Source organism: Keratinibaculum paraultunense (assembly GCF_016767175.1).
GTDB lineage: Bacteria > Bacillota > Clostridia > Tissierellales > Tepidimicrobiaceae > Keratinibaculum > Keratinibaculum paraultunense.
This window is the reverse complement of sequence record NZ_CP068564.1, coordinates 128971-154392: the sequence shown is the minus strand read 5'-3', so window position 1 is coordinate 154392 and position 25422 is coordinate 128971. Positions and strand designations below refer to the sequence as shown.

General features: G+C 29.1%; 23 protein-coding genes. 1 reads left to right on the top strand and 22 read right to left on the bottom strand.

What is annotated here, in order from left to right; genetic code table 11:
- Positions 1 to 12 precede the first annotated feature (12 nt).
- The 21 genes from kdd to JL105_RS00730 all read right to left on the bottom strand — a co-directional run bounded on the left by kdd (position 13) and on the right by JL105_RS00730 (position 24630).
- On the bottom strand, positions 13 to 1128 hold the full coding sequence (gene kdd / locus JL105_RS00825; RefSeq protein ID WP_273542367.1) for an L-erythro-3,5-diaminohexanoate dehydrogenase: 1116 nt from the start codon (positions 1126 to 1128) through the stop codon (positions 13 to 15).
- Between the two features lie 121 nt (positions 1129 to 1249).
- Positions 1250 to 2635, bottom strand: a complete 1386-nt coding sequence (locus tag JL105_RS00820; RefSeq protein ID WP_132027904.1) for a sigma-54 interaction domain-containing protein — start codon at positions 2633 to 2635, stop codon at positions 1250 to 1252.
- Between the two features lie 65 nt (positions 2636 to 2700).
- Entirely contained in the window at positions 2701 to 3507 is an 807-nt protein-coding gene (gene murI / locus JL105_RS00815) for a glutamate racemase (RefSeq protein WP_132027902.1), read from the bottom strand.
- Between the two features lie 58 nt (positions 3508 to 3565).
- Positions 3566 to 4933, bottom strand: coding sequence for a germination protein YpeB (ypeB, locus tag JL105_RS00810; protein WP_132027900.1), 1368 nt, complete (start codon positions 4931 to 4933; stop codon positions 3566 to 3568).
- An 11-nt stretch (positions 4934 to 4944) separates the two neighbouring features.
- A complete protein-coding gene (gene sleB, locus JL105_RS00805) occupies positions 4945 to 5661 on the bottom strand; it encodes a spore cortex-lytic enzyme (RefSeq protein WP_202690542.1) in 717 nt (238 codons plus the stop codon).
- A gap of 99 nt (positions 5662 to 5760) precedes the next feature.
- Complete coding sequence (spoIIR, locus tag JL105_RS00800; protein WP_132027898.1) at positions 5761 to 6447, bottom strand: stage II sporulation protein R; 687 nt, start codon at positions 6445 to 6447, stop codon at positions 5761 to 5763.
- Between the two features lie 73 nt (positions 6448 to 6520).
- A complete protein-coding gene (locus JL105_RS00795) occupies positions 6521 to 7645 on the bottom strand; it encodes a Ger(x)C family spore germination protein (protein ID WP_132027896.1) in 1125 nt (374 codons plus the stop codon).
- A complete protein-coding gene (locus JL105_RS00790; protein WP_132027894.1) occupies positions 7642 to 8733 on the bottom strand; it encodes a GerAB/ArcD/ProY family transporter in 1092 nt (363 codons plus the stop codon). The genes JL105_RS00795 and JL105_RS00790 overlap by 4 nt, the downstream gene beginning before the upstream one ends.
- A 4-nt stretch (positions 8734 to 8737) precedes the next feature.
- Positions 8738 to 10228 carry a spore germination protein gene (locus JL105_RS00785; protein ID WP_132027892.1) on the bottom strand — a complete coding sequence of 497 codons (1491 nt, stop codon included), beginning with the start codon at positions 10226 to 10228 and terminating at the stop codon, positions 8738 to 8740.
- A gap of 12 nt (positions 10229 to 10240) precedes the next feature.
- Positions 10241 to 10447: a CLC_0170 family protein gene (locus JL105_RS00780; RefSeq protein WP_132027890.1), complete on the bottom strand. Its 207-nt coding sequence runs from the start codon at positions 10445 to 10447 to the stop codon at positions 10241 to 10243.
- An 85-nt stretch (positions 10448 to 10532) separates the two neighbouring features.
- Positions 10533 to 11384, bottom strand: coding sequence for a 4-(cytidine 5'-diphospho)-2-C-methyl-D-erythritol kinase (gene ispE / locus JL105_RS00775; RefSeq protein WP_132027888.1), 852 nt, complete (start codon positions 11382 to 11384; stop codon positions 10533 to 10535).
- Between the two features lie 312 nt (positions 11385 to 11696).
- On the bottom strand, positions 11697 to 12722 hold the full coding sequence (locus JL105_RS00770; protein WP_132027886.1) for a stalk domain-containing protein: 1026 nt from the start codon (positions 12720 to 12722) through the stop codon (positions 11697 to 11699).
- A gap of 305 nt (positions 12723 to 13027) precedes the next feature.
- Positions 13028 to 16645, bottom strand: coding sequence for a hypothetical protein (locus tag JL105_RS00765; protein ID WP_132027884.1), 3618 nt, complete (start codon positions 16643 to 16645; stop codon positions 13028 to 13030).
- 215 nt (positions 16646 to 16860) lie between these two features.
- Positions 16861 to 17886, bottom strand: a complete 1026-nt coding sequence (locus JL105_RS00760; protein WP_132027882.1) for a stalk domain-containing protein — start codon at positions 17884 to 17886, stop codon at positions 16861 to 16863.
- Between the two features lie 101 nt (positions 17887 to 17987).
- Positions 17988 to 19529 carry a DUF3794 and LysM peptidoglycan-binding domain-containing protein gene (locus tag JL105_RS00755; RefSeq protein ID WP_132027880.1) on the bottom strand — a complete coding sequence of 514 codons (1542 nt, stop codon included), beginning with the start codon at positions 19527 to 19529 and terminating at the stop codon, positions 17988 to 17990.
- A 106-nt stretch (positions 19530 to 19635) separates the two neighbouring features.
- On the bottom strand, positions 19636 to 20484 hold the full coding sequence (gene speE / locus JL105_RS00750; protein ID WP_132027878.1) for a polyamine aminopropyltransferase: 849 nt from the start codon (positions 20482 to 20484) through the stop codon (positions 19636 to 19638).
- Between the two features lie 157 nt (positions 20485 to 20641).
- A complete protein-coding gene (locus tag JL105_RS00745) occupies positions 20642 to 20911 on the bottom strand; it encodes a Veg family protein (RefSeq protein ID WP_132027876.1) in 270 nt (89 codons plus the stop codon).
- Between the two features lie 203 nt (positions 20912 to 21114).
- Positions 21115 to 22452 carry a magnesium transporter gene (gene mgtE, locus JL105_RS00740; protein ID WP_132027874.1) on the bottom strand — a complete coding sequence of 446 codons (1338 nt, stop codon included), beginning with the start codon at positions 22450 to 22452 and terminating at the stop codon, positions 21115 to 21117.
- A 333-nt stretch (positions 22453 to 22785) separates the two neighbouring features.
- The gene (locus JL105_RS00735) at positions 22786 to 23538 is read right to left on the bottom strand and encodes a Na-translocating system protein MpsC family protein (RefSeq protein WP_132027873.1); all 753 of its coding nucleotides are present in this window, start codon (positions 23536 to 23538) and stop codon (positions 22786 to 22788) included.
- Positions 23539 to 23799: 261 nt separating this feature from the next.
- Positions 23800 to 24099: a HesB-like protein gene (locus tag JL105_RS11610; RefSeq protein ID WP_337907448.1), complete on the bottom strand. Its 300-nt coding sequence runs from the start codon at positions 24097 to 24099 to the stop codon at positions 23800 to 23802.
- A 141-nt stretch (positions 24100 to 24240) separates the two neighbouring features.
- Entirely contained in the window at positions 24241 to 24630 is a 390-nt protein-coding gene (locus tag JL105_RS00730; RefSeq protein ID WP_132027871.1) for a phage holin family protein, read from the bottom strand.
- Positions 24631 to 24776: 146 nt separating this feature from the next.
- On the opposite strand from JL105_RS00730, the gene JL105_RS00725 reads away from it, so the two are divergent.
- Entirely contained in the window at positions 24777 to 24962 is a 186-nt protein-coding gene (locus tag JL105_RS00725) for a DUF1858 domain-containing protein (protein WP_132027869.1), read from the top strand.
- Positions 24963 to 25016: 54 nt separating this feature from the next.
- Here JL105_RS00725 and JL105_RS00720 read toward each other — a convergent pair whose 3' ends face one another.
- Positions 25017 to 25247, bottom strand: coding sequence for a glutaredoxin family protein (locus tag JL105_RS00720; protein ID WP_132027867.1), 231 nt, complete (start codon positions 25245 to 25247; stop codon positions 25017 to 25019).
- Positions 25248 to 25422 lie beyond the last annotated feature (175 nt).

Sequence of the window (25422 nt, the reverse complement as noted above, 5' to 3'; positions counted from 1 at the left end):
ATGAAACACTTTTTAAGCGTATAACTTTTCAAATATATCTCTTAATTTCTCGTTTTCTCTCATTATCTCTAAAGCTATTTCAGCATGCCCTTCAGTATATCCATTTCCTATTATCATAGTTATATCTTTTCCTACACCTTCTGCACCTAAAGCTGCTTTAGTAAAACTGGTCGCCATACTAAAGAAATATACTATTCCTTTATCTTTAGTAGCTAATATACTACTCATCTCGGTATTAGGTATATTTACAGTATTTATAACTATATCTGCCATCTCTCCATCGGTAAGTTCTTTTATTTTATTCATCAAACCTACTGCATCGGTAGCATCAGCTTTTATATAATGATCTGCTAAATCTGCCTTTTTAGTCCTTGCTATAGTTTCATCTCTAGAACCTATACATATAACTTTTCCTGTAACACCTGCTCTTTTTTTAGCTTCATGTAAACAAAGCATACCAGATTTTCCTGTTCCTCCAAGTACTACTACTGTGTCTCCTGGTTTAACAAGTTTAGCTGTTTGAGCTGGTGCTCCTGCTACATCTAGTACAGATAAAGCTAAGTTTTCTGGTAAATCGTCAGGTAATACTGCATATATTCCTGATTCAAACAATATTGCTTTACCCTTTATATCTACTTGATCTACTTCTGGTCTTACTTCTATAAATTCATCTATTCTAAGAGGTGTTAGGGATAAGGATACTAAAGTTGCAATTTTGTCTCCCACTTTTAAATCTATCTTTCTTTCTAAAGCAGGTCCTATCTTTTCAACAGTTCCTATTAACATTCCCCCTGAACCAGTTACTGGATTTTGATGTTTACCTCTTTCATCTACTATGTTTTTCATTATTCTTTTTATTTCCTCTATATCTCCCTTAGCTTGTTCTTTTATTTGAGTAAAACTTGCTGAATCAATATTTAAAGTTTGTACATCGATTAAAATTTCATTATCGTATATTTCATCCATATTATTATCTAATTTTAACGCTGGTTGAGGTAAAACCCCCTTTGGTTCCAATACTCTATGAGTTCCATATGGGCATCCTTTTTCCATAGATGATTCCTCCTTTTTCATAATATTAATTCTTGTAATATTAATTGATGCAATATTCATGCCAATATTTTTCATATAAAACCCTGTTAAATCTTACTACTTTGATAAAAATAATATAAATATTAAATTTTACTGCCTATTTTTCGGCAAAATAAGTATAAAAATTGGTGCCAGGCACCAATTTTTATACTTATTATTATTTTTTTAAATCATATTTGGATATTTTGTATTGGAGAGTTTGTCGAGGAATGTTTAATTTTTCTGCTGCTTTACTAATGTTATAATCTGTTTTTTCTAAAGCTTTGCTTATGAAATCCTTTTCTATTTCTTCTAAAGTTTCCTTTAAGGAGAAAGGTTCCAAGATTTTATCTTCTTTATGTTTAAATTTAGCTGGTAAGTGCTTTTTCTCTATAAATTCCACATCTTGTATACTTATTATCCCTTCCAATAGGTTTTCTAATTCTCTTACATTTCCTTCCCAAGGATGTTTTAAAAATATATTCATAACTTCCTTGGAAACTCCTTTTACTGATCTATTTAATTTTTTATTTAATTTTTTAATGAAATAATCGGTAAGTATTGGAATGTCATCTTTTCTTTCTCTTAAAGGAGGGATGTTTAAATTTATTACATTTAATCTATAGTATAGGTCTTTTCTCATTAATCCTTTTTTTACTGCTTCTTCTGGTGGAATGTTTGTGGCACTTATTATTCTTACATCTACATTTATAGTTTTTGTTCCTCCTACTGCTCTTATAGTACCATCTTGTATAGCTCGTAATAATTTAGATTGTAGCTCTAAAGGCATAGAATTTATCTCATCTAAAAATAATGTACCTCCATGGGCTAATTGAAATAATCCTTTTCTATCTTCTGCTCCAGTAAAACCACCTTTTACAGTTCCAAATAATATACTCTCTAATAAGTTAGCTGGTAATGTTGCACAATTTTGAGTAATGAAAGGATTGTCTTTTCTATGACTTGAGTTGTGTATAGAATGGACAAATAGCTCTTTCCCTGTTCCAGTTTCTCCATATATTAAAACTGGTGCATCAGTTTTAGCCGCTTTTAAAGCTATTTTCTTTAACTCTAACATTTGCTCATTTTCCCCTATTATATCTATAAAGGTATATTTTGCTGTCCCTTCTTCTTGTTTTGTTGGGCGAATATTATTGTTATATAATTGACTTTGCAGATCTACTATTTTTTCTGACATTTCTCTAACTTGAGTAATATCTTTAGATATCTCTAATGCTCCTAGTATTTTCCCATTATTTTTTATAGGGATAGATGAATTTATAGTAGTTATTTTTTCTCCTTTGTAGTTTATAAAAGTTTGCTCTTTTTTCAATATGGGTTTCCCTGTTTTCATAACTGTTAAAAGTGTAGAAGTTTCATAGGTAAGAGAAGGGTATACTTCCAATAGATGCCTTCCTATAGCTTTTTCTCTATCTATTCCATCGATTTTTTGACCAAATAAATTATGATATACTATTCTTCCTTTATCATCTATAATGTGTATGCCTTCTTCTATATAATCTAAAATCTCTAATATGTTTTCCTTAAAAAATAAATCTTTCATATTCCAATCCCCCTTTGTGCTTAAATTTGGGCACCAACTGCCTAATTATAGGCACTAATTAGTGCCTATAAATTTTCTATATTTATCTTTTGAACAAAAGCTATCTCTTTCCTAAGTATATTTCCTCCTATACGTTTAAACTTTTCTGGGTCGTCACTTACAAAATAATTACATTTACCTCCATCTATTTTGTTAGACAATAGATTTCTATCCTTTAACATGTTCTTAGTAGCTTTAGCTGTTTCATAGGCTGGATTTATAAGGATTACTTTATCCCCTAATACTTTATTGATAGTGTATCTAAGAGCTGGATAATGGGTACATCCTAATACCAATGAGTCTATATTATGCTCTTTTAACTCTAATAAATATTTTTTTGCTGCTATATATGCCACATCTGAATTTTCCCAACCTTCCTCCACTATAGGTACAAATAAAGGACAAGATATGCCTATTATTTCTGCGGAAGGAAGCATTTGCCTTATTTTTTTTTGATAGGCTCCACTGTTTATAGTCCCTTCTGTACCTATAACTCCTATGGTAGCATTTTTAGTGGAAGCTACTGCAGCCTTTGAACCTGGCTCTACTACTCCTATGAATGGTATATCAAATACCTTTTGTGCTTCCTCCATAGCTAATGCAGAAGCTGTATTACAAGCAACTACTATTGCTTTTATCTCTTTTGTTAATAAAAATCTAACTGATTGAAAAAAATATTTTATCACAGTCTCTTTAGATCTAGTTCCATAGGGGATCCTAGCTGTATCTCCAAAATATACTATATCCTCTCCTGGAAGCTGTTCTACTATTTCTTTAAGTACTGTTAGTCCACCAATTCCTGAATCAAATACTCCTATAGGTCTATTATCCATAAAAATTCCCCCTTTTATTATATTTTAATGATATAAGGGGGAATTTACAACTATTATTTTAAAATGTTAAAGTTCCATTTTCATCTTTTATTAATTGAAGTATCTGCTCTTCACTTCCATCAAGGGCATTTATATATACTATATAATCCCCTCCTCTATATTTTCCTTTAAATTCATAGCATAATACTTCTTCTTTTCCTTTGGGAATTAATGCTAATCGAATAGAATCTATATCTAATCCAGGATTTACCTTGTTTTTAGCTTCTTCTATAGTTATATTTGCTTGGGGAATATTTCTAACATGATGATTAAGATAATAGGTTGAAGCATCAAATCCAACTATTTCTCCATTATCTAAAGCTACTTTTATTTTGACTAAATCAGGATATATAGTTATATCATCTTCTTTATATACACAATTAAACAGGATAGTACCATCATATCTCAAATAATAATTAGGCTCCATGTTTTCAAATCCCTTTTCTTTAAGATATTTTAATGCTTTATCCTGAGCTTCTTTTATTGATAAATCTCCCTTAGATACGGGTCTAGGATTAGCCATCCATATTACTTTCCCGCCTTTTTTAGATACACCCATATATACAGCTAATTCCTTAGAAGTATTTTTAGGTATTATATTAAAAGTATGAGACGGAATCTTTACTTTATCAATATCCTTTCCTTCTTCAAAGGAACTTATATCTTGAACTCTATTAGCTCCAAAAAACTCTTTTGCTATTTTCTCTGCTTCTTTTTTTGATACTTCTTTTCCTGTTAGCCCTAAAGGTTTTCTATTTATTATTTGATCAGAAAAAGGTCCATCATATATCAATTCTGGAGTTTTAGCCATGTTTTTTTCTATAGAAACTAAACTAGTTTGAAATATCTTCTCATTGCCTTCTCTAATCTTTTTAGCTTGTTTTTTGTTTAGACTGGTCATCAAAAAATTTTTGTCAGCTAATTCTGACTGTAATTCTGCTAGTTCACTATTAAATATGGCAGAATTCCCTTGAAGGCTGGCCAATGTTTCCCTTTGTTTGTCAGTCAACGATTCACCCTTTAAATGAGCTTGAATTAAATAATAGCTATAATCTGCAACTTGATTTAAAAATTTTTCTGTTTTGGATGTTTCTGCATGAGTTATTGGCATTTGAGCTAATTTGTCTTGAGCAAAATAAGCTTCATTCATTATTTGAGATAATAGTAATACATTTTGATCTCTAGACTCTGACAGCATGGCTTTAGATAAATTTACTTGAACATTTTCCACATGCTTTTTTATATCAAAAAACAATCTTTGATAATGGTTTTCTAATGCCATTCCCAATTCATTTTTCATTGTATATTCATTATAACCCCATACTAAAGCTACTACCAATGCTAAGCCTAATATAGTTGGAGCTATCCACCATTTTCTTTTTTTCATCTTATCACCTCCTATATTCCAAACCAATGTTTACCAATTTTTAATGTTACTTTTCTAGACCAAATCCATCTACTAGTTGCAGTAGCTGGATTCCAATAGTATAATGCTCCATAGGTAGGATCCCAACCATTTAATGCATCCCTTGCAGCTTTTATAGCATCTTTCCCTGGAGTTAAATTTATCTGTCCATCAGCTACTGCTGTAAATGCTAAAGGTTGATATATTACTCCTGCTATTGTATTGGGAAACTTTGGACTTCTAACTCTATTTAATACAACAGCTCCTACTGCTACTTTTCCTATATAAGGTTCCCCTCTAGCTTCTCCATGAATAGCCCTAGCTAACAGATATTCATCTCCTTTTCTACTTATACCTTGAGCAGAAGCAGGAACTGTAGTACCTTTTAATGTAATGCCTAATGCTGCTGCAGTTTTTGGACCTACTACTCCATCTACAGATAATCCATTTTTAGCTTGAAATCTTCTAACTGCTCTATAAGTTTCTGGACCATATATGCCATCTACTTTCCCTATAAGATATTTCCATTTAACCAACTGCCATTGAACATTTTTTACATCTTGACCTCTTGAGCCCCAATAGAGTATTTTTGGTGCATACATATTGTATCTACTAATACTTTCTATAATATTTTTATTTGGCTCATAAAACATAAGTATTGATAAAAATAGTAATACAAATGTCATGGTCATTATGGTAAACTTTTTCAAATAGCTTCCTCCTCTCATATTGGTTAGTTTTTATATTTTTTGTAAAAAAATAATTTTTATACAGATAAATCAAAAATGTTCAAAGTATTAAGGCTACTACTAATTTTTACTAGTAGTAGCCTCAATATTTCTTAGGAATTTGTTGACAATATTATTTTTTGTTTTCCCAAATACTTCTATTATTTTCGATTTTAGTATTATAGGTGGCTCTTCTAATTCTTTATTAGCTTGTAGCTTATATACTTCTTCTTCTGATAAAACTTTTCCTAAAACCTTTTCTGGATTACTTGTATTACCATGACTAATCTCTACAAAACACAAAGGAGGAAACATAACACACCACCAATTCTGCCCTTTACCTTCCCCTATGCTTACCATAAGTGTTTCATATTCTCCTGCTGGGAAAATAATATTTCCATATTTTCTAGTAGGAAACTTTCTATTACCTAAAGAGACATCTACAGAAAAATCCTTCCCTTCTTTGGCAATTAAATCTTCCGATATGGATTTGATGTTATCTATATTATTTAATATTATATATCTAGTTTCTTCTATGGATCTGCTATTTGCAAATTTATCTCCCATTTTCTTTAATATTTCATCTCTTATTTTGAGTTTTAGTGCTTGATCTTCTTCTTTATTGCTATTGGCTTTTATATGAAAACGAATTATCTCATCTTTAAAACTTTCTTCATCCTTATCTTTTTTACTAGCATAAGGATATATTAAATATACTGCAGAAATAACTAACAGTACTAAACAAAGAGTCAATCGTTTATGTTTCATTAAAATTCCTCCTATATACTTTTCTTCTGGCACTATTAATTATTTCCTATTATTGTTTTTTTATACTATTTTTTTATTTTGTTAGACCTGTTCTTCTTATTATTGGATCTACAGTTACATTAAATTTCACCTCTGAAAATATGTTTTCCCAGTTGTCTTCAACTTTCTTCCAGGTTTTAGGATGAAATTTTCTTATATGGGATCCAATTCCTATCACATCTGCATTATGTTTTTTTTGAATAAAAAATAAAGTTTCTCTTATTTCCTTTTCAATCTCCTTCGCTAAAGCCTTTTCCATATCTAATAATATTTCATTTTTAAATAAATTAGTTTCAATATCCATTTTATATCCTTGAATATAGCCTTCTAATCTTATAAAAATATTCGCTGTTATATTTTCATCTATATCCACTTTTTTATTAGCATCTATTTTAGTAATAGTATAAGATAATATACTATCATTGTAAACTATATCCATTATCTCCCGTCCTACAGCACCATTTACAAGACTTATTGCTCTATTTTCTTTTTCTCCAATCCAACCTACAAGTTTATAATTTTTTACTATGGCAGCACCAGATATGGATAATTCTTTTCCTTTTTTAATTATTCTTGGTATAAGAGTAACACCATTACAATCCAAGTCAGATATCATATTAGTTAAAGTTTGAGGCGTAAATCTACTTGCACTGCGATTATCTCTCAATATATTGTATATGGTACCATCTGTTATTTGTACTTGAGGAGCCTTAGATTCTAATATATCTTTAGCTTTATCATCAGCTACCAATATAAACACTTTTTTATTTATCATAGTATCTCTATTTAATTCATCAATTATTTCTCTTGTTATATTTTCATCTTTGATTACATCTTCTCCAAATATAAATACTTTTACATGTTTATAACAGCAAGGATATTCCACATTACCGCTAAACTCTTTTCCTGCTTGAAATATGCTACTAGAAGGTGTAGATATAACATATTTTTTCTTTTCCTCAGTTGCATTCTTACCTATAGCATGTATGTTAGGATATACATAAGTTACTAAAAGCTTATTCATACCTTCATGGTCATATAAATCCGCTCCTATACTAGATATGAAAAGTCTTTGATTTATCTCCATCATATCCCAACAACCAGTCAAAAATATTGTAAGCAATATTAAAATTAGAAAAAATACAATTCTTTTTTTCACTGCTTTTTCCTCCTATTACTAATATAAGTTGCTATAAAAATAATAGTAGGAATTATCATAATTGTAATTACTGATAAATAATTTAATATGTTTCCTAAATATTGTTCCGTTTCTACTAAATTTTTAGGCAATAGGGATATTATGTATATTATAGGCAATAAAGGCAATATAAATATATCATGGGTTTTTGTATTAAATATACCTGAAAGCATTTTCCCTGTAAGATGAAGAGTAGAACCTAAAACCTCATACACAACCATAACCCATACTGCCATTACTATTCCGTCTAAATTTTCCAAAAAATATCCTGGTAAATCTATTTCCTTTACAATAGCTATAGTTGGCCAAATCTCTCTTTTTAATTGATGAATTCCATATTGAGAAAGGGAAATAAAAAAAACTGTTAAATATATGGCTATAACTATTAACATACCACTTATACTGTATTTCAAAGTATTTTTTTTATCTTCTGCTTGAGGCAGTGCCAATAGTATTATTTCATATCCTGTATATGAAAAAAGTGCAGTTACAATTCCTTTCGGAATATCTCTATAGCTTACTTGAAATAAAGGATATATTTCAGTTATATCCATATGAGGTATATTTATTATAACTAAAAATATTATAAATCCAATTATAATTGGATTTATAATAACTGCCATCCTTGCTATTACCTCTATGGGAGAACGAGCTATATAAGATGCTGCTAATAGCATAGTTATAAACACAACTCTTATTGGAGTCGTTTCCAATAAATATGTTTTTATTACATCTGCAAAAATTCTATTAGTATAACCAAGCATTAATATCAAATAAACTACATTTATTATTAAAAATATTTTAAATACTACTAGATTTAATACTTCTTCCCCTAATTGAAAGAAATCTTTTCCTGGTTCCAATTTAAATATTTTATTCATCATTATAATAAAAGGAATATTCAATAATCCTCCTATTAATATACCCATCCATCCATCATTTCCCATTATCATAGCTACATCACTAGGTAAAGATAACATCCCTACACCTACTACCGAAGTTATTACTAAAGCTTTTATTTGTATATTGGATATTTTATTTTTTTGCATTTTATCACCTTCTCCTTAATCTTCTTCTGTTTTTTGGGAATGTAAATTCTGGTCTTTTTTCCATATCTTGAATAGGAGATTTTATTAAGGTATCCTTCAAATCTCCTTCTTCTATTCCTAGCCCAGAATAAGGTGAAGTAAAAGGAATACCAAAACTATTTAAACGAGCCATATGAGTAAATAACATTACTACTCCAAGCATTACTCCATATAATCCAAATAAAGCTGCTAAAATCATAAATATGAATCTACAAAATCTTAATCCTGATGCAAATTCATAGCTAGGAAGTGCAAATGCTGCTACAGTGGTTATAGCTACTATTATTATCATTAAAGGACTTACAATCGCAGCTTCTACTGCTGCTTGACCTATTATAAGCCCCCCTACTATACCTATAATAGTTCCTATGGGACCAGATATTCGAGTACCTGCTTCACGCAACAATTCTATAGTAATTTCCATTAAAAAAGCCTCTACTACTGCTGAAAAAGGTACATTAACTCTGCTAGCAGCAACATAATAGGTTAAGAGAGTAGGAATAATTCCTGGATGAAAAGATGTAATAGCTATGTACAATGCAGGAGAAAGTGTAACTAAAAAAACTGCTAGTAGTCTTAATATTCTTATGAAGGAAGATATAGTCCATCTACTGTAATAGTCCTCTGCTGATTGTAATAGGGTACCCACAGTAGCAGGGACTATAAGTGCAAAAGGAGTATTGTCTACTAGTATAGCAATCCTTCCTTCATATAAAGAGGCAGCTACTGTATCTGGTCTTTCTGTGTTTTCTATTTGAGGTAGTGGAGATATATAATTATCTTCTATCAGTTGTTCTAACATAGCACTATCTAGTATTGCATCTATATCAATTTTATTTAATCTTTCAAATACTTCTTTTAATAATTCATCATTTACAATATCTTCAATATACATTACTGATATATCCGTCTTAGAACGTCTGCCTATTTGAAGATTCTTTATCTTTAAGTTAGGATCTCTTATTCTTCTTCTAACTAATACAGTATTCATCTTTAATGTTTCTCCAAAGCCGTCTCTAGGTCCTCTAACTACTGTTTCAGTTTCTGGCTCTGCTATCCCTCTAGTAGACCAACCTCTAGATGAAAGGGCTAAAGCTTGTGCTATTCCATCTACTAACAATATGGTGTCTCCAAATAATATACTATCCACTATTTCACCCATTTGAGATTTTTCATCTACTTCTACCACAGCAATAGCTTCCTTTGCTATAGTATCTAATAAATTGGACTTAAATTTATTCACGTCTAAATTCCCATTTTCATCTATAGTAAGCAAAAGCTGAATAGCATATTCACTTATTAACTGCTTGTCAATTAATCCATCTATGAATACAAAACAAATTTGTTTTTTATTCTTTCCAATTTGTATAAATCTATAAACTATATCATCACAATCTTTAAATATCTCCTTTAGAATTTGTATATTTTTATTTAAATCTTTTTGTATTGCATCCATAGGTTTCATCTCCTAAATTATTTTAAATAGTATAAACAGCGTAATACCAAATATCATATAGCTCCAGGATATGATTTTTGCTATCTTTAATTCCTTTGTTAAATTTGTTTTTTTATATTTAGAAACATCTACTAAAAATATAAACACGCCAATTACAACTGTAAATATTAGAACTGAATTATCAAATATACTCTTTAATCTATGTACAAATTTAGGCAAAAAACCACCTCCTGCCAATTTATTAATATAATTAGCAGAAAGTGGTTTTTTTATTCATTAATAATTTAATTTTGTTTAAATAAGACTATATAGTTTTACAAACAAATATCTTGTTTACATACTTTTCTAATTCTTTTTTACAGCTATATAATTTAGATTCATTGTCAAACAATCCAAATACTGTAGGACCACTACCACTCATTAAACTACCTAAAGCTCCATGTTCCATCATAGTTCTTTTAATTTTCTCTAAAATTGGATATTTAGAAACTACTACCTTTTCCATTACATTAAACATATTTTGTGCTAATAATGGTAAATTGTCCTTTTGTATATATTCAATTAATTTGTTTATATCTTTCTTATTATCTTTAGCATCTAAATTTAAACTTTCATATACATAAGCAGTAGGTATGGAGACATCTATGTTAGCCAACAATACCAATTTGTTTGAAAATTTATTTAGTGGAGTTAATTTTTCTCCTATACCTTGTGCATAAGCTGTGCCACCTTGTATACAAAATGGAACATCAGCACCTATAGTAACTCCTATTTCCATCAGTTCTTCTTGGGAAAGATTTAATTCCCATAGAGTATTTAAACCCTTTATAGTTGCTGCTGCATTGGAACTTCCTCCTGCTAGTCCTGCAGCAATTGGGATATTTTTATCTATTGTAATATGAATTCCTCTATTTATCCCAGTTTTTTTTACCATCTCTTCCCAGGCTTTATATACTAGATTAGTGCTATCTAATGGAACTCCTTTTTGATTAGATTCAATTATAATTCCTTCATCTATATCTCTTAACATTATAGTATCCTTTAAATCTATTTGCTGCATTATAGTTTTTATTTCATGATAGCCGTCATCTCTTTTATATAATACATCTAAAGCTAAGTTAATTTTACCATAAGAATTTAATATTATTTCCCCCATTTATATTCTCCTTTTTAAAAAATTCACGGCTATATTATATCACAAAATCTCTATGTTTTCCTATTGTAAGTATAGAATACAGCTTTAAAGAGTAAATTTTTTTATATTATTTGTTCCCTTCATTATCTAATCTAATATATATATATATATAATTTTCCGAAATATCGTTTCTACTCTTAATTGAAAAACGGTACTTTAATTGCCTATACAACTAAATTTAATTTTTCCCATAAAATCCTTTTAATTTATCACAACCTTTTTTTCATTATATGCAATTAAAATAAAAACTGGGGAATTTCCCCAGCTAATGTATTAATTATATCTAAATTCTTTGTTTCTAAATTCAGCATTTGTTATATATACTTTAGTCATTTTTCCATTACTTATTGTAGTTTTAAATTGCATTTTTTCTCCTTCTTTAAGGTGTATTCTTTCACCTGTTTTTATATCACGAACATTGTCAGCATCTCTATTAAACCTTCTTAATGAATACAAAGTGCCATAAAAATCTATAAGGTTTTCACTGTGACGAGTATACATCTCAATATTGTCTACTATAAAATCTTCATCATCCCATGGGTCATATTTTATATATTTATTTAATTGAGGATGGCTTATACATTCTGTTTTAAATGTATAATTTGTACCTTCGTAGTCTTTGTAGTTTTTTATGCCAAAAGAAAAATGACAATTGACAAGGTCTGCATCTTTTGGTGGATATCCTCCAATAATTTCTGGCTCTATCCAATTATCATCATGTCCTTTAACTTCAACTAATCTTGTATCCCATCCTTCTCCTTGTGCTACTATGTTTGAGTCATCTGGTTCTTCTGGTATTTTAACACCATCTTTTGTAGTGATATAAATTTTCATTATTTTTTGTTTAACATTATGTTTATAATCTACTTCACAGTCAAAGTTTTCTGCAATAAATCTTAATGGTACAAAGGTTCTTGAACCATCTATTAATGGTTTAGTATCATACTCTTTCCTTTCTCCATTAATATATGCATAGTTTTGCCCTATAAAAAGTTCCATTGTTTTTCCTTCATTGGTTATTGTAACTTTTTTATCCTCATTACCACCTTTAAACCAATTTTCTTCATCCCAATCTACCTTATAGCCTAAATCCTCAGCTACAAATCTTATTGGGACTAATGTTCTATCGTCTCCTCTTACTATAAAGGGTTGAGCATCTGGGAAGGTAACTTCTTTGTTATTGATGTAAAGGATAACAGACGTTTGTTCCTTATTAACTTCTGTTTTTGCTTCTGCAAATATTACTGTTGAGATTAAAAGAAATAAGACTAAAAGTATAAGAGTTTTTCTTTTTTTCATATGTAATCTCCTCCCTGCATAATAATTGTTTGTCAATTAAAGTATATCATATCTAGTCTAGTATATTAATAAAATTTATTGAATTTGTGTTTACAAGATTATATTTACTTTTCTGTTTTTCTTTTCACTTTTATCCTACTTTTAGTTTTGTTTATACAAAATCAAAAAATCAATACTAAACTTTCTATAAAGTGTGCAACGCACACTTTTATCTAGAAAGTTTAGTAAAAACCTTTGATAAAATTGATTTTAGTTTTCAATTAGTTATGAAGAAGCTATGAAAACTAATTCCAAATGGAAAATAATTATTGATAAATTTGAGTTCTTAGTTCATCTTTGTAACCACCATCAATTTTTATATAGAATTTCTTACAATCTTGTAATCTATAATCTCTTTGAGAATCAGGATTGTTTTTTAACATTTCTGCATATTCATCATCATCTAATCCTAACATATATGCATAATCTGTGATTACTTGAACAGGAACTATTTGATTCTTAGCATTTTCATTGAAGAATACCTTTCTAGTTTTTAATTTTCCAAAACTATCTCTTTCCTCAAATTCATAAATATTTGTTCTATCATACCAAGGTCCAAATGAATATCTTGGGAATATAACAAAACATACATAATTTTCATGTTTTTTACTATTCTTCTTCCAGCCTTCTCTACCTACATGAACACATATTTTTTCTCCTCCTCCAAAGCTAGGAAGTCCAGCAGGATTTCTACTTTGAGTATGATAACAAGTACCTGTATATCCATATTCACTACTCCATGTGTTTCCAGTTGGGTCTGACCATGTATCTGGTATATCTCGATTCCAGTTATGAGGACTTGTTCCTCGTGGTCTTTCTTCTGCTCTGTTAGTTTTGTACTCAGTTGTGACTCTTAACTCAAACCCATATCCAGATTTTGCTCTTAATGTTTCTCCATTTTTATAATTAGCATCTACTCTTTTCCATATTTTAGACTTACCAGCAGAGTCATTATAAAATTTATTTCTAAATTCAATTTTGTCTATCTTGAATTTTTCAAAAAATGAAATATCTTCTTCCCATTCAATTGGATAGCCATCAGCCGTTTCACATACAGTATATGTTTCCCAAAAGCCATCAACGCATGTATAATAACCACCTATTGTATAACAATGTTTATTTCCATACCTATCTGTATGGCATACTTCTTCTCTTGGTACCCATTCTTCTTTGGTACATATCCATCTTTCCTTTGGTTCTGAAACAATGTATTTATCTTGTCTCATTTTAAATGTCTTTTCCCATTTGTTTTCATTTCTTGGTCCACTATTTTTACATTCCATACAATCTACATCTAATGTTCTTATTACTTTTACTGTAGCTCTGTCAATATTATCATCATATGGATTTGATGAACTTTTCTTAAATTCTTTATAAGTTCTAGGAGGTGGGTTAATTTCTATTTCAAAAGTATATTCTCCTGGATATAAATCAAAAACATCTGCAAAATTATCTGTTATTGATTCATGTGGTGCAAAGTTGTAATAAAATCTATATAGTTTTTTATATCCTGGGCTAATTAATCTTATTTCTACTGGTACACTTGTTAAATAAGCATCTGCTGTACTTGTTAATGTATAGTTAAAACTTAAACTATGCTTTTCATGAAAGTCATTAATTTGTTTCAATTGTGGAGTTACAGTAAAGTTACTTACAGCTAGGTTGAATTCAGTTGCAAAGATTTTTTCAACATCATCATTTGTTAAATCATCATTAACTCCTTTTTCATGATGTACTCTATCTATAACTGCATAAGCTCTCAACCATGGTGTTGTTGGAGTTATTGACACTCTAAATTCTACATATTCATCATAATTTAATATTTGACTATGTGTTATTGTTCTTACAGTTTTTATTCCAGCACTATCTTCAAGTTCTACATTAATAGTAGTATTAGGATTTTTAACAGGAGTTTCACCAATGTTTTTCCAAACTCTAAATATTACTGTATGTTGTTGATATGGTTGAACATAATTAACTGGTTTTCCTTTGTTGTCTAGAAGAATAACATCTTGGTCCATTAGCATGTCTTCTGGTGCCATTGGAAATGTTGCATGTGTGTAATCATCACTTAAATCAGAGTTATCTTTCCTGTATTCTGGTATATCTGGTATCTTCCAAGCTAACCTAATCTTTTCTTTTTTATTTTTAAGTTCTGGAACAGTATATTTCCATTCATAATAAGCAGTTTTTCCTGCTGGAATTATACTGTCTGGATAGTTTAAGCTTTTTATTCCACCACCATTTTCTACTGTATCACTCCAATCCCAACTACTCCATTTGTCATTAAAATAAGCTACATATCTATTTAGTTTTATTCCTTTGTTTACTGTGTCATGTTTAGGTGGTGTCATGTTTTGCATCCACATTTTTACTGTATATGTTTCACCAGACTTTAATGGTGTTGCTTTTTTACCTGTCCTTTTAGCTTCTTCTTCTGATATCATTCTTTTTCCATCTTTGTTTAATACTATCATTCTATCTTGTTTTTTCCCATTATTGTCAGTAACAAACCTATCTCCCTTTGCAGTAAAACCATAATTTGGGAGTCTTAAATTTGGCTTTGATATTGGGAATGTTGCATGAGTATAATCGTCTTTTGGATTCATGTTGTCTTCTTTTTTATAAAGTTCTATATCTGGTATCTTCCAAGCTAATCTAACTTTTTCTTTTTCAATTTCTGAAGTATTTTTATCTGGAACAGTATACTTCCATTCATAATAAGCAGTTTTTCCTGCTGGAATTATAGTATCTGGATAGTTTAAGCTTTTTATTCCACCACCATTTTCTACTGTATCACTCCAATCCCAACTGCTCCATTTGCCATTAAAATAAGCTACATATCTATTTAGTTTTATTCCTTTGTTTTTTGTGTCATGTTTAGGTGGCATTTCATTTTGCATCCACATTTTTACTGTGTATGTTTCACCAGGCTTTAATGGTGTTGCTTCTTTTCCTTCTTTTTCAGCTTCTTCAAGTGATATCATTTTTTTCCCATCTTTATCTTCAACAATTATTCTATCTCTTTCAACTCCTGAATCATCTGTAACTATTCTGTCTGCTTCACCATAGTTGGGTAATTTTAAGTTTGGTTCTACTACTCTTATTCTAGCTACTGTAAAATACCAACCTATAATTCTTGTTTTCTTATCAACTCCTTCTCTTTTAGCTTCTTCTATTGTTTTTTTAGCTCTCCAGTTTCCATTTTCAGACCAATTATGAAAAGGCTCTATCCCTTTTTCTTTATCTTCTTTAGCTAATTCATCAAAATCATCCATTACATTTAAGAATATAAAATAATCTCCTGGTTCTGTTACCTTAAATGAAGGGGTTTGATTTTTCTCCCACTTTTCTTCTCCTCTTTTTTCCCTTTCTTTATCATCATCAAATCCACCTTCCCATTTTTTTGTTTTTGTATTATAACCTTTTCCTAATTGCCAGTCATATCTAACTATCTTACCTCTTGGGTGTTTAGGGCTTTTTCTACCACCTATTGAAGGAGAAGCATCTAATTTTATTTCAGTGCCTACTGGTACTACAAAATCTTTCTTATTGCCTTCATCATCAGTATATTGAAGTAAAGGTACTTCATCAGCTTTTTCATATGGGTTTCTTCTATTTTTTGAACCTGGTTGCATATCTTCATCTGGCTCTACTAATACTTTTTTTCCATCTGCTTCTATTGTAAATATTGGTATAGGTGTTTCAAATTCTGGCCATTTATATCTTTCTCTAATTCGTTCTTTTATAAAATCTCTATAATCATAGTATGTTATTCCATCAATTATTGTTGGTTCAGCACTGCTTATATTTGGAAAACTTGCTATTTCTCCTAAAACAATTGTAAGAAGTAACAAAATAGATATAATCCTTTTTCTTTTCACTTTTATCCCTCCCTTATATTTTTTTATTTTTTACTATTCACAGCACATTCTTTTTCATTATATGCATAAGGTTTTTTTTAATAAGAAAATAGGAATAACAATACAATTTAAATTTATTTAAAAGTTTCCATACAAAAAAGTGTGCATTGCACACTTTTGTTTTAAGTTTAATAAAATTTTAAAATAAAAACTGGGGAATTTCCCCAGCTAATGTATTAATTATATCTAAATTCTTTATTTCTAAATTCAGCATTTGTTATATATACCTTAGTCATTTTCCCATTACTTATTGTAGTTTTAAACTGCATTTTTTCTCCTTCTTTAAGATGTATTCTTTCGCCTGTTTCTATATCACGAACATTGCTAATATCTCTATTAAATCTATCCAATGAATACACGTTCCCAAAAAAACCTATAAGACTTTCACTACAACGAGTATACATTTCAATATTGTCTACTATAAAATCTTCATCATCCCATGGGTCATATTTTATATATCTATTTAATTGAGGATGGCTTATACATTCTGTTTTAAATGTATAATTTGTACCTTTGTAGTCTTTATAGTTGTCTATGCCAATTATAAAATGCTCACTTACAAGGTCTGCATCTCTTGGCGGATATCCTGCTCCAATTTCTGGCTCTATCCAATTATCATCATGTCCTTTAACTTCAACTAACCTTATGTCCCATCCTTCTCCTTGTGCTACTATGTTTGAATCAGATGGTTCTTCTGGTGTTTTAGCACCATCTTTTGTAGTAATATAAACTTTCATTATTTTCTGCTTAACATTATGTTCATAATCTACTTCACAGTCAAAGTTTTCTGCAATAAATCTTAATGGTACAAAGGTTCTTGAACCATCTATTAATGGTTTAGTATCATATTCTTTCTTTTCTCCATTAATATATGCATAGTTTTGACCTATGAAAAGTTCCATTGTCTTTCCTTCATTAGCTATTGTAACTTTTTTATCTTCATTACCACCTTTAAACCAATTTTCTTCATCCCAGTCTACCTTATAGCCTAAATCCTCAGCTACAAATCTTATTGGGACTAATGTTCTATCGTCTCCTCTTACTATAAAGGGTTGTGCATCTGGGAAGGTAACTTCTTTGTTATTGATGTAAAGGATAACAGACGTTTGTTCCTTATTAACTTCTGTTTTTGCTTCTGCAAATATTACTGTTGAGATTAAAAGAAATAAGACTAAAAGTATAAGAGTTTTTCTTTTTTTCATATGTAATCTCCTCCCTGCATAATAATTGTTTGTCAATTAAAGTATATCATATCTAGTCTAGTATATTAATAAAATTTACATATGATTTTGTAAAAATGATTTCAGAAATTTATATCAACCTTTTTCTCTATAATTATCTTTTCTCCTGGCATTAAAGTGTTTGGAGATAATGCATCATTTGCTGATATTATTTCTTCTATAGTTGTATTATATCGCTTAGCTATATCCCAAAGAGTATCATCTTTTTGAATTATATATATGATTATACTAGGTCTATTTTTCTTGTCAATTAGTTCATCTGTTTCCTCAATTTCGCTAATCATAGTAATTTTTCTTTCTCTATTTATAAATATGTGGTTTTTTACAGTAGCTTGTATTGATAATACATCTTCTTGTTTATGATAGTCTAGCTCTTCTAAATCAGTTTCTATATTTATAGAAAAATCTTTACCCAATTCATCCACGGTAATGTAGGTTTTATAAGGTATTTCTTCTTTTAAAGTTTTAATTTTCCCCGTTACATCTTCTAAAAAGTATATATCAATAACCAATATACCTTCTATCATAACCTTATCTTCTACATATTGATAATTAATAATATTAGTTGTTCCTTCTACAGCATATATCTCTTTGAATCCTTTATTTGATAATTCTTTAGATACTTCATCTCTACATACCATATCCTTTATATTCTCTGTTATAAATATTTCTTCTTTTTCCAAGTTTATGTAGTTACTAGTAGAATAGGCATCTATAATTACTTCTTTTTCTTTATTATCATATAACTTAGTTAAAATCTTTAAGTTTGCTTCTAAATCTATAATCCTTAAGTCTCCTTCTAGGCTTTCCTTAAGCTGATAGCTTCCATCTACCACTTCCATATCTATACTGCATTTAATTTCTGATTGAATTTCTGGATGCTCTATAAAATGAGTAAAAGGTATTTCTCGCTTAATAGAATTTAACTTACTCCCGCCAAAATATATTATAGATGCTTCTAATATTCCTGATAGTATTATCCTATCAGCAGATATACTATGTTCCTTTTCATAAGGATGTAATTCTATTTTTAGTATTTCGTCTATACTAGGCATATCTTCCCTTATTTCAAATATATCTTTTATAAGCTCATAATTTTCTTTCCTTCCTAATACATCGTTATATTGAATTTTTTCCTTCAATAATTGTAGATTAGAGCCTCCTTCTATATCCCTAATTATTTCTACAGAATTAGTTGCATAAACTTTTCCTGTAAGTTTTACTAAAGCTACTAACTGAATTTTTCTATCATCTTTCTGTTCATATTGAATATACTCTAAATTTGAACTTACATCTACTGCCATATCTTCCGATATACCTTCAATTTCTATTTCCTCTTTAAAATCACTATTGCTTTCAATGGTACATATATTTAGTTCTTCCTCCTGAGATTTGTATACTAATTTAAACTTTACTAAGCCACTTATCAATATTTTGTCCCTTATTATTTTAGTACTCAATATCTGTATCTTTCCATCAGCCCATAGAATAGTATCTATATCAGGTTTCGTTTGGTCAATATATATTTCTTCCTCTACTAGGGTTTCTGCCTCTTTATATCCTTTTTGTTCTTCTACCTTAAGGATGTCCTTTATTACCTCCATTTACAAAACCTCCTCCAATTATCTACTTTATATATCCTATGAGAAATTATATGTTTTAATGTCCCAAAAAATGATAAAAAATTAAACGCATATGCGTTTAATTTTTTTATGCTTCATCTAATATGTTTTGAATATAAGTAGGTAAATAAAAAGCACCTTTATGAACTTTTTCATTATAGTATTTAGTATATATATTATATTTTCCCCATTGAGAAGCTTTTTGATCTAGTACCGGATCATATTTTTTGGAGGCAAATCCAAATAACCAATGACCTGAAGGATATGTAGGAATATTAGCTTGATATGCATAGGATTTAGGGAATATTCTTTTAAGTTTTCCTATAGCTCTTTCAAACTCTCTTCTATCTTCTTTAAAATATGCAGATTCACATTGATTTACTAATATACCATCTTCTTTTAAGGCTCTATAAGCATTTTTATAGAATTCCTCTGTAAATAGCCCTTCTCCAGGTCCTATAGGATCAGTAGAATCTACAATTATTAAATCGTATGTATCTTCCTTGTTTTCCACAAATTTAACTCCATCTTCATAGTAAAAATTAATTCTATTATCTTCAAATCCACAATGTAAAAAGGGAAAAAAATCTCTTGAAATTTCCACCACCATCTCATCTATTTCTACAAAATCTATATTCTCTATATTGGGATATTTAGTTAATTCACGTAATGTCCCACCGTCTCCTCCTCCTATTACCAATATATTTCTTGCTTGGGGATAAACTGCCATGGGAACATGGACTATCATTTCATGGTATATAAATTCATCTTTTTCTGTTAACATGATAAATCCATCTATTACCAAAACTCTGCCATATTCATATGTATCCAATACATCTATTTTTTGAAAGGAACTTTTTACAGAAAGTAAATGCTCTTTAACTTTCATAGAAAACTTGCTATTTTCATTGTGAAATTCTGTGAACCATAATTCCATAGTATTTCTCCTCTCTTTATTATAGTATTTTATAACATTTTATAATTTTTTCCCTTGAGTATCAAGGAAGGATAGTTAATATGAATTAATTATTAAATTATGATGCTTGTTCTAATAAATAAAAAATGAGGCTTGAGCCTCATTTTTTATTTATTATTTAACTTATTTTGATTTTTCCTTCTTCATCATCGCAAATTGTTACTTCAACTGTCTCTGTTAATATATCGGAATAAGTATATGAAACCCTTCTTACTGAGTCATAATCATTAGATATTTTAACTACAAACAAACTTGGATATGCTTCTTCTAATATACCTTCCCTTATTGTGGTCTTCTTTCTACCTTTGTTAGCCTTTAGAATTACCTTCTTTCCGACACAATCTTTTACGTCTTTGCGAATTTTGGATAGATTATTCTTTTCCAACAAGGCAACCACCTTCCATTAATTGTTCCCTATTATAGCTAGGGGTGAAAATGTAAATTAACACTCACAGCTATAATTATACCATAAATGCTTGTTTTTGTCAAATTATAAATTCTATTATTATACTATGAAATTTATTTATTGTCAATAATTTAAAAAACAAAAAATATAAATAAAAAATGTCAGAGATCTCTGACATTTTTTATTTATATATTTAACAAGCAAGAAGCTATTGAAAAATAAACAATCAAACTAAGTGCGTCCACTATAGTGGTAATAAGGGGTCCTGCCATTATAGCTGGGTCTATATTGAGTTTTTTAGCTATCATGGGTAGTATTCCTCCTATAACCTTTGATATTACCACAGTCACAAATAAAGTTATAGATACAGTAAAGGATATCAAAAATCCTACATTGTCAAACAGATATATTCTAAAAAAATTTACTACTGCTAATATAACTCCTACTATTATACTAATTACTAATTCTTTCAATACAACTTTTCCTGTATCTTTAGGGGCTATTTCTCCTAATGCAATGCCACGGATTACTAATGTAGAAGATTGACTTCCTGCATTTCCACCAGTATCCATAAGCATTGGTATGAAAGCTGTCAAAACTACTGCTGATTGAAGAAGATTTTCAAACTTTCGTATGATACCTCCGGTAAAAGTTGCAGATATCATCAATACTAATAACCATATAACTCTATGTTTAGCTAAGGAAAATACATTAGCTTCCAAATATTTTTCTTCTGTTGGAGACATAGCTGCCATCTTTTGAAAGTCTTCTGTTGCTTCTTGATCTATTACTTCCATAATGTCGTCTACAGTTATTATTCCTATTAATCGTCCTTCATTATCTACTACAGGTAATGCCAAAAATCCATATCTTTTAAATACCCTTGCTACTGTCTCTTGATCATCATGCGTATGAACATATATAACATCTCTTTCCATTATATCTTCAATTAATAAATCTTCATCACTTATAACAAGCTTTCTTAAAGATACTATTCCTTCTAACTTCCTATTTGCATCTGTAACATAGCAGGTATAAACTGTCTCCTTATCTAATCCTGTTTCCTTTATATGCTCTAGAGCTTCTTTTACTGTCATGTTCTTTTTTAAATCTACATATTCTATGGTCATTATGCTACCTGCTGATTCAGGTGGATATCTTAAAAATTGATTTATTAAATTCCTTTCTTCTTCTTTAGCATTTAATAATATCTTCTTTACTACATTAGCTGGAACTTCTTCTAGTATGTCTATCATGTCATCAAAATATAACTCATCTACTATATGCTTTAATTCTTTATCTGTAACTAAGCTTACAAGCTCCCTTTGCTGTTCTACAGAAAAATGGGCAAATACTTCTACTGCTAAATCCTTGGGTAAAGTTCTAAATATAAGTAAAGCAGTTTGAACATCCAAGGATTCTAATAATTCAGCTACATCTACTGGATTCATCTTTTCCAATTCTTTTTTTATTGTTACATATCTTTTTTCTTTTATTAGTTCTTTTAGTCTTTTTTCATCCATATTAACCCCCCTTAGAAGAACCTTAATCTTTGGTAATGATTAGGGTTCTTCATATTATTTGATTTCATATAACTATAATTGCAACAACTGGGCAGCGGTTCAGAATCCACTAATCATCACCCCCTTTGTGTCCTCCCTTAGGGAAATATTTTTCCTACAACAATAGATTATTAGATTAGTGGGAACTTTTCAACACAAAATAATATTTTTTTTAAGTTTTTTAATAAATTAGCATTACTTATTATTGTATCATAGATTATAATTTTTATAAAAAATCAAAAAAACAGTATGATACTGAAGTATCATACTGTTTTAAATAGATACATTTATAATCTACATAATTTCTAATACTATTCTTTCAAAGTTTTCTTTAGGATATAAATCAATTTTTTTTGTAACTACTTTTCTATCTATCAACTGAGATAATTCTTTTTCAACTTCATCTATTGTATGTTCATATAATGCTCTCCTTAGTATTTCAATACTTTTATGATAATTACCTATATCTAACAAATTTTCTTCTAAAATAGTAAGATTTTCTTTTGAAAATATTTCTATTTGCTTTCCATCTATAAACGCTTTGATAAACTTTGCATCTTTTCCAGTAAATTTTTTTAAGTAATTAGAATATATATCCCGTATTTTTATCTCTAAATTGTTTTTTGAATTGTCCGTGAAAGCTAATCCATTTTTGCCCGTTAAAAGTTCATTTGCTATTTGGATTAAATTTTCCAATAATAAATTTACATCAATAGGTTTAATCATATACTTTTCTATTTTTAAGTCTACTGCTTTCAGAACAGTATCAGCATCAGACAAAGATGATATCATAATAATTGGACAATTAAAACCATTACCCCTTAACTCTTTCACCATCTCTATTCCATCCATATAAGGCATTATTAAATCAGTTATAACAATATCTGGCTTATATTTTATAAATTTTTCTATTCCTTCTTTCCCATTTTTTGCTTCAATTACCTTTTCTACTTTATCTTTTAAAAGTTTACAAACCTGATTTCTTGTTATAGGCTCATCTTCTACATAAAGAATCTTTATGTTTTTTAATAAATTTACATCTCCCAAATAAACCCCTCCTTATGTAAAGTTATAGTTATAAAATAAATACACCTAAAAGCTCTAAACTTTAAGTTTAAATTATATTTTTTCTAATAGGGGTAGTTTTATTTTATTTTAAAATTTAAACTCCCCCTATATAAATAATATCCCAATTAATAGAATTAAAACATATATCATTTTTACTATTTTTCTTTTAGTAGTATATAAAAATAGTGTCAAGTAATTATTAATTATGATTCTTGACACTATAAAATACATATACTTAAATTAACAATGAGATCCTCCCTTTTTAGGAATTATGCTAAAACCTCGTCTTAACCAATTATCATTATAATCTATGGTAAAGCCTTTAAAAGTGTCTGCTAAATCTTTTTCTATTAAAAAAGTAAAACCTCCTACTTCTACTTTTTTATCTCCATCCTTTAGCTCATCCAGAGCTAAACCAAAAGATGGGCCACCTCAACCATAACCTGCTATATATATTCTCAATAGCTTTTTATTTTCTTTATTTTCCTCCATTATTTTTTTAAGCTCTTTTTGAGCTTTTTCAGTTATATTAATATTCATATAACTTACCTCCTTCTATATATTATTCAATTTGTTATATATTGTATACCCCCTATAGGTACACTAAAACAGTGTACACTATTTTTTTTATTTAGTCAAGATAAAAAAATAAAAGCCCTCTAACTAAAGTTAGAGGGTTTACTACATTGCCTTTCCTGGTATTATCACATCTATTATACCTATTACTAATGCTCCTATTATAGCACCCCATACAGATATATTGAATCCTGGTACTATAAATTTGGTTACATATAATATTATTGCAGCTACAATAAACCCTGTAATTCCTCTGCCAAAAGGAGAAGCATTTACTCCAGTAAATTTTTGTATTACATAGTCTAGCAATGCTATAACTACTGATGCTAATATGAGACTCCACAAACTATTTATGGAAAATCCAGGAGTTAAAAATGCTGCAATTCCCACTACTATAGCTGTAACCAATATTCTTATAAGAATTTCACCAATATCCCAATCTTTTGCTTCATCTTGACCTGTCCTATTTTTATTTCTATCTTCATTGTTATCCATAAACTCACCTCCTGAATATAAGAATATCCATTAAAATTTTTTTTATTCAAATTAAAAAATTTTTTATATATAATACATTTAAGGTACAAAATATGTATAAAATATGATACTATATCTATAGAAACTATAGATAAGGAGGATATACAATGGAAATCACTAAAGATATGTTAGTAGGCGAAATAATCCGTAATAAACCTGAAGCAGTAGAAATATTATTAAATTTTGGACTAGGCTGTATTGGTTGCCCTGCAAGTCAAATGGAAAGCCTAGAAGAAGCTGCTATGGTTCATGGATTGGATATAGATGAATTATTAAAAGCTTTAAATGAATAAAGACAAAAAAAGACCTTTTCAAATTTGAAAAGGTCTTTTTTGTTTAATTATACTTTATTTACTTAGTAATTCATCAATTTTAGCTTGATCAAAACCTACTACTTCTTCTCCATTAATTATCAATACAGGAACTCCCATATAACCCATATCCATTAACTCTTTTCTTGCAGACGGATCAGTTTGAATGTTTTTTTCAATATAATCTATCCCTTTTTCATCTAAATAATTTTTTGCTGATATGCAATATGGGCAAGTGTTACTAGTATAAATTATTACATTAGCCATTTATATTCCTCCCTTGTACAAAGAATTTTACATTATACATTATACCCTTAAGGGGTATAATGTGTCAAGCTTTTTGTTTATTCCTATATTACCCCAACTTTATTTCATTAATCAAATCAATTATATTACTTGCATTTTTATATTTGACATTGTAGACTTAAAGTACTATAATATA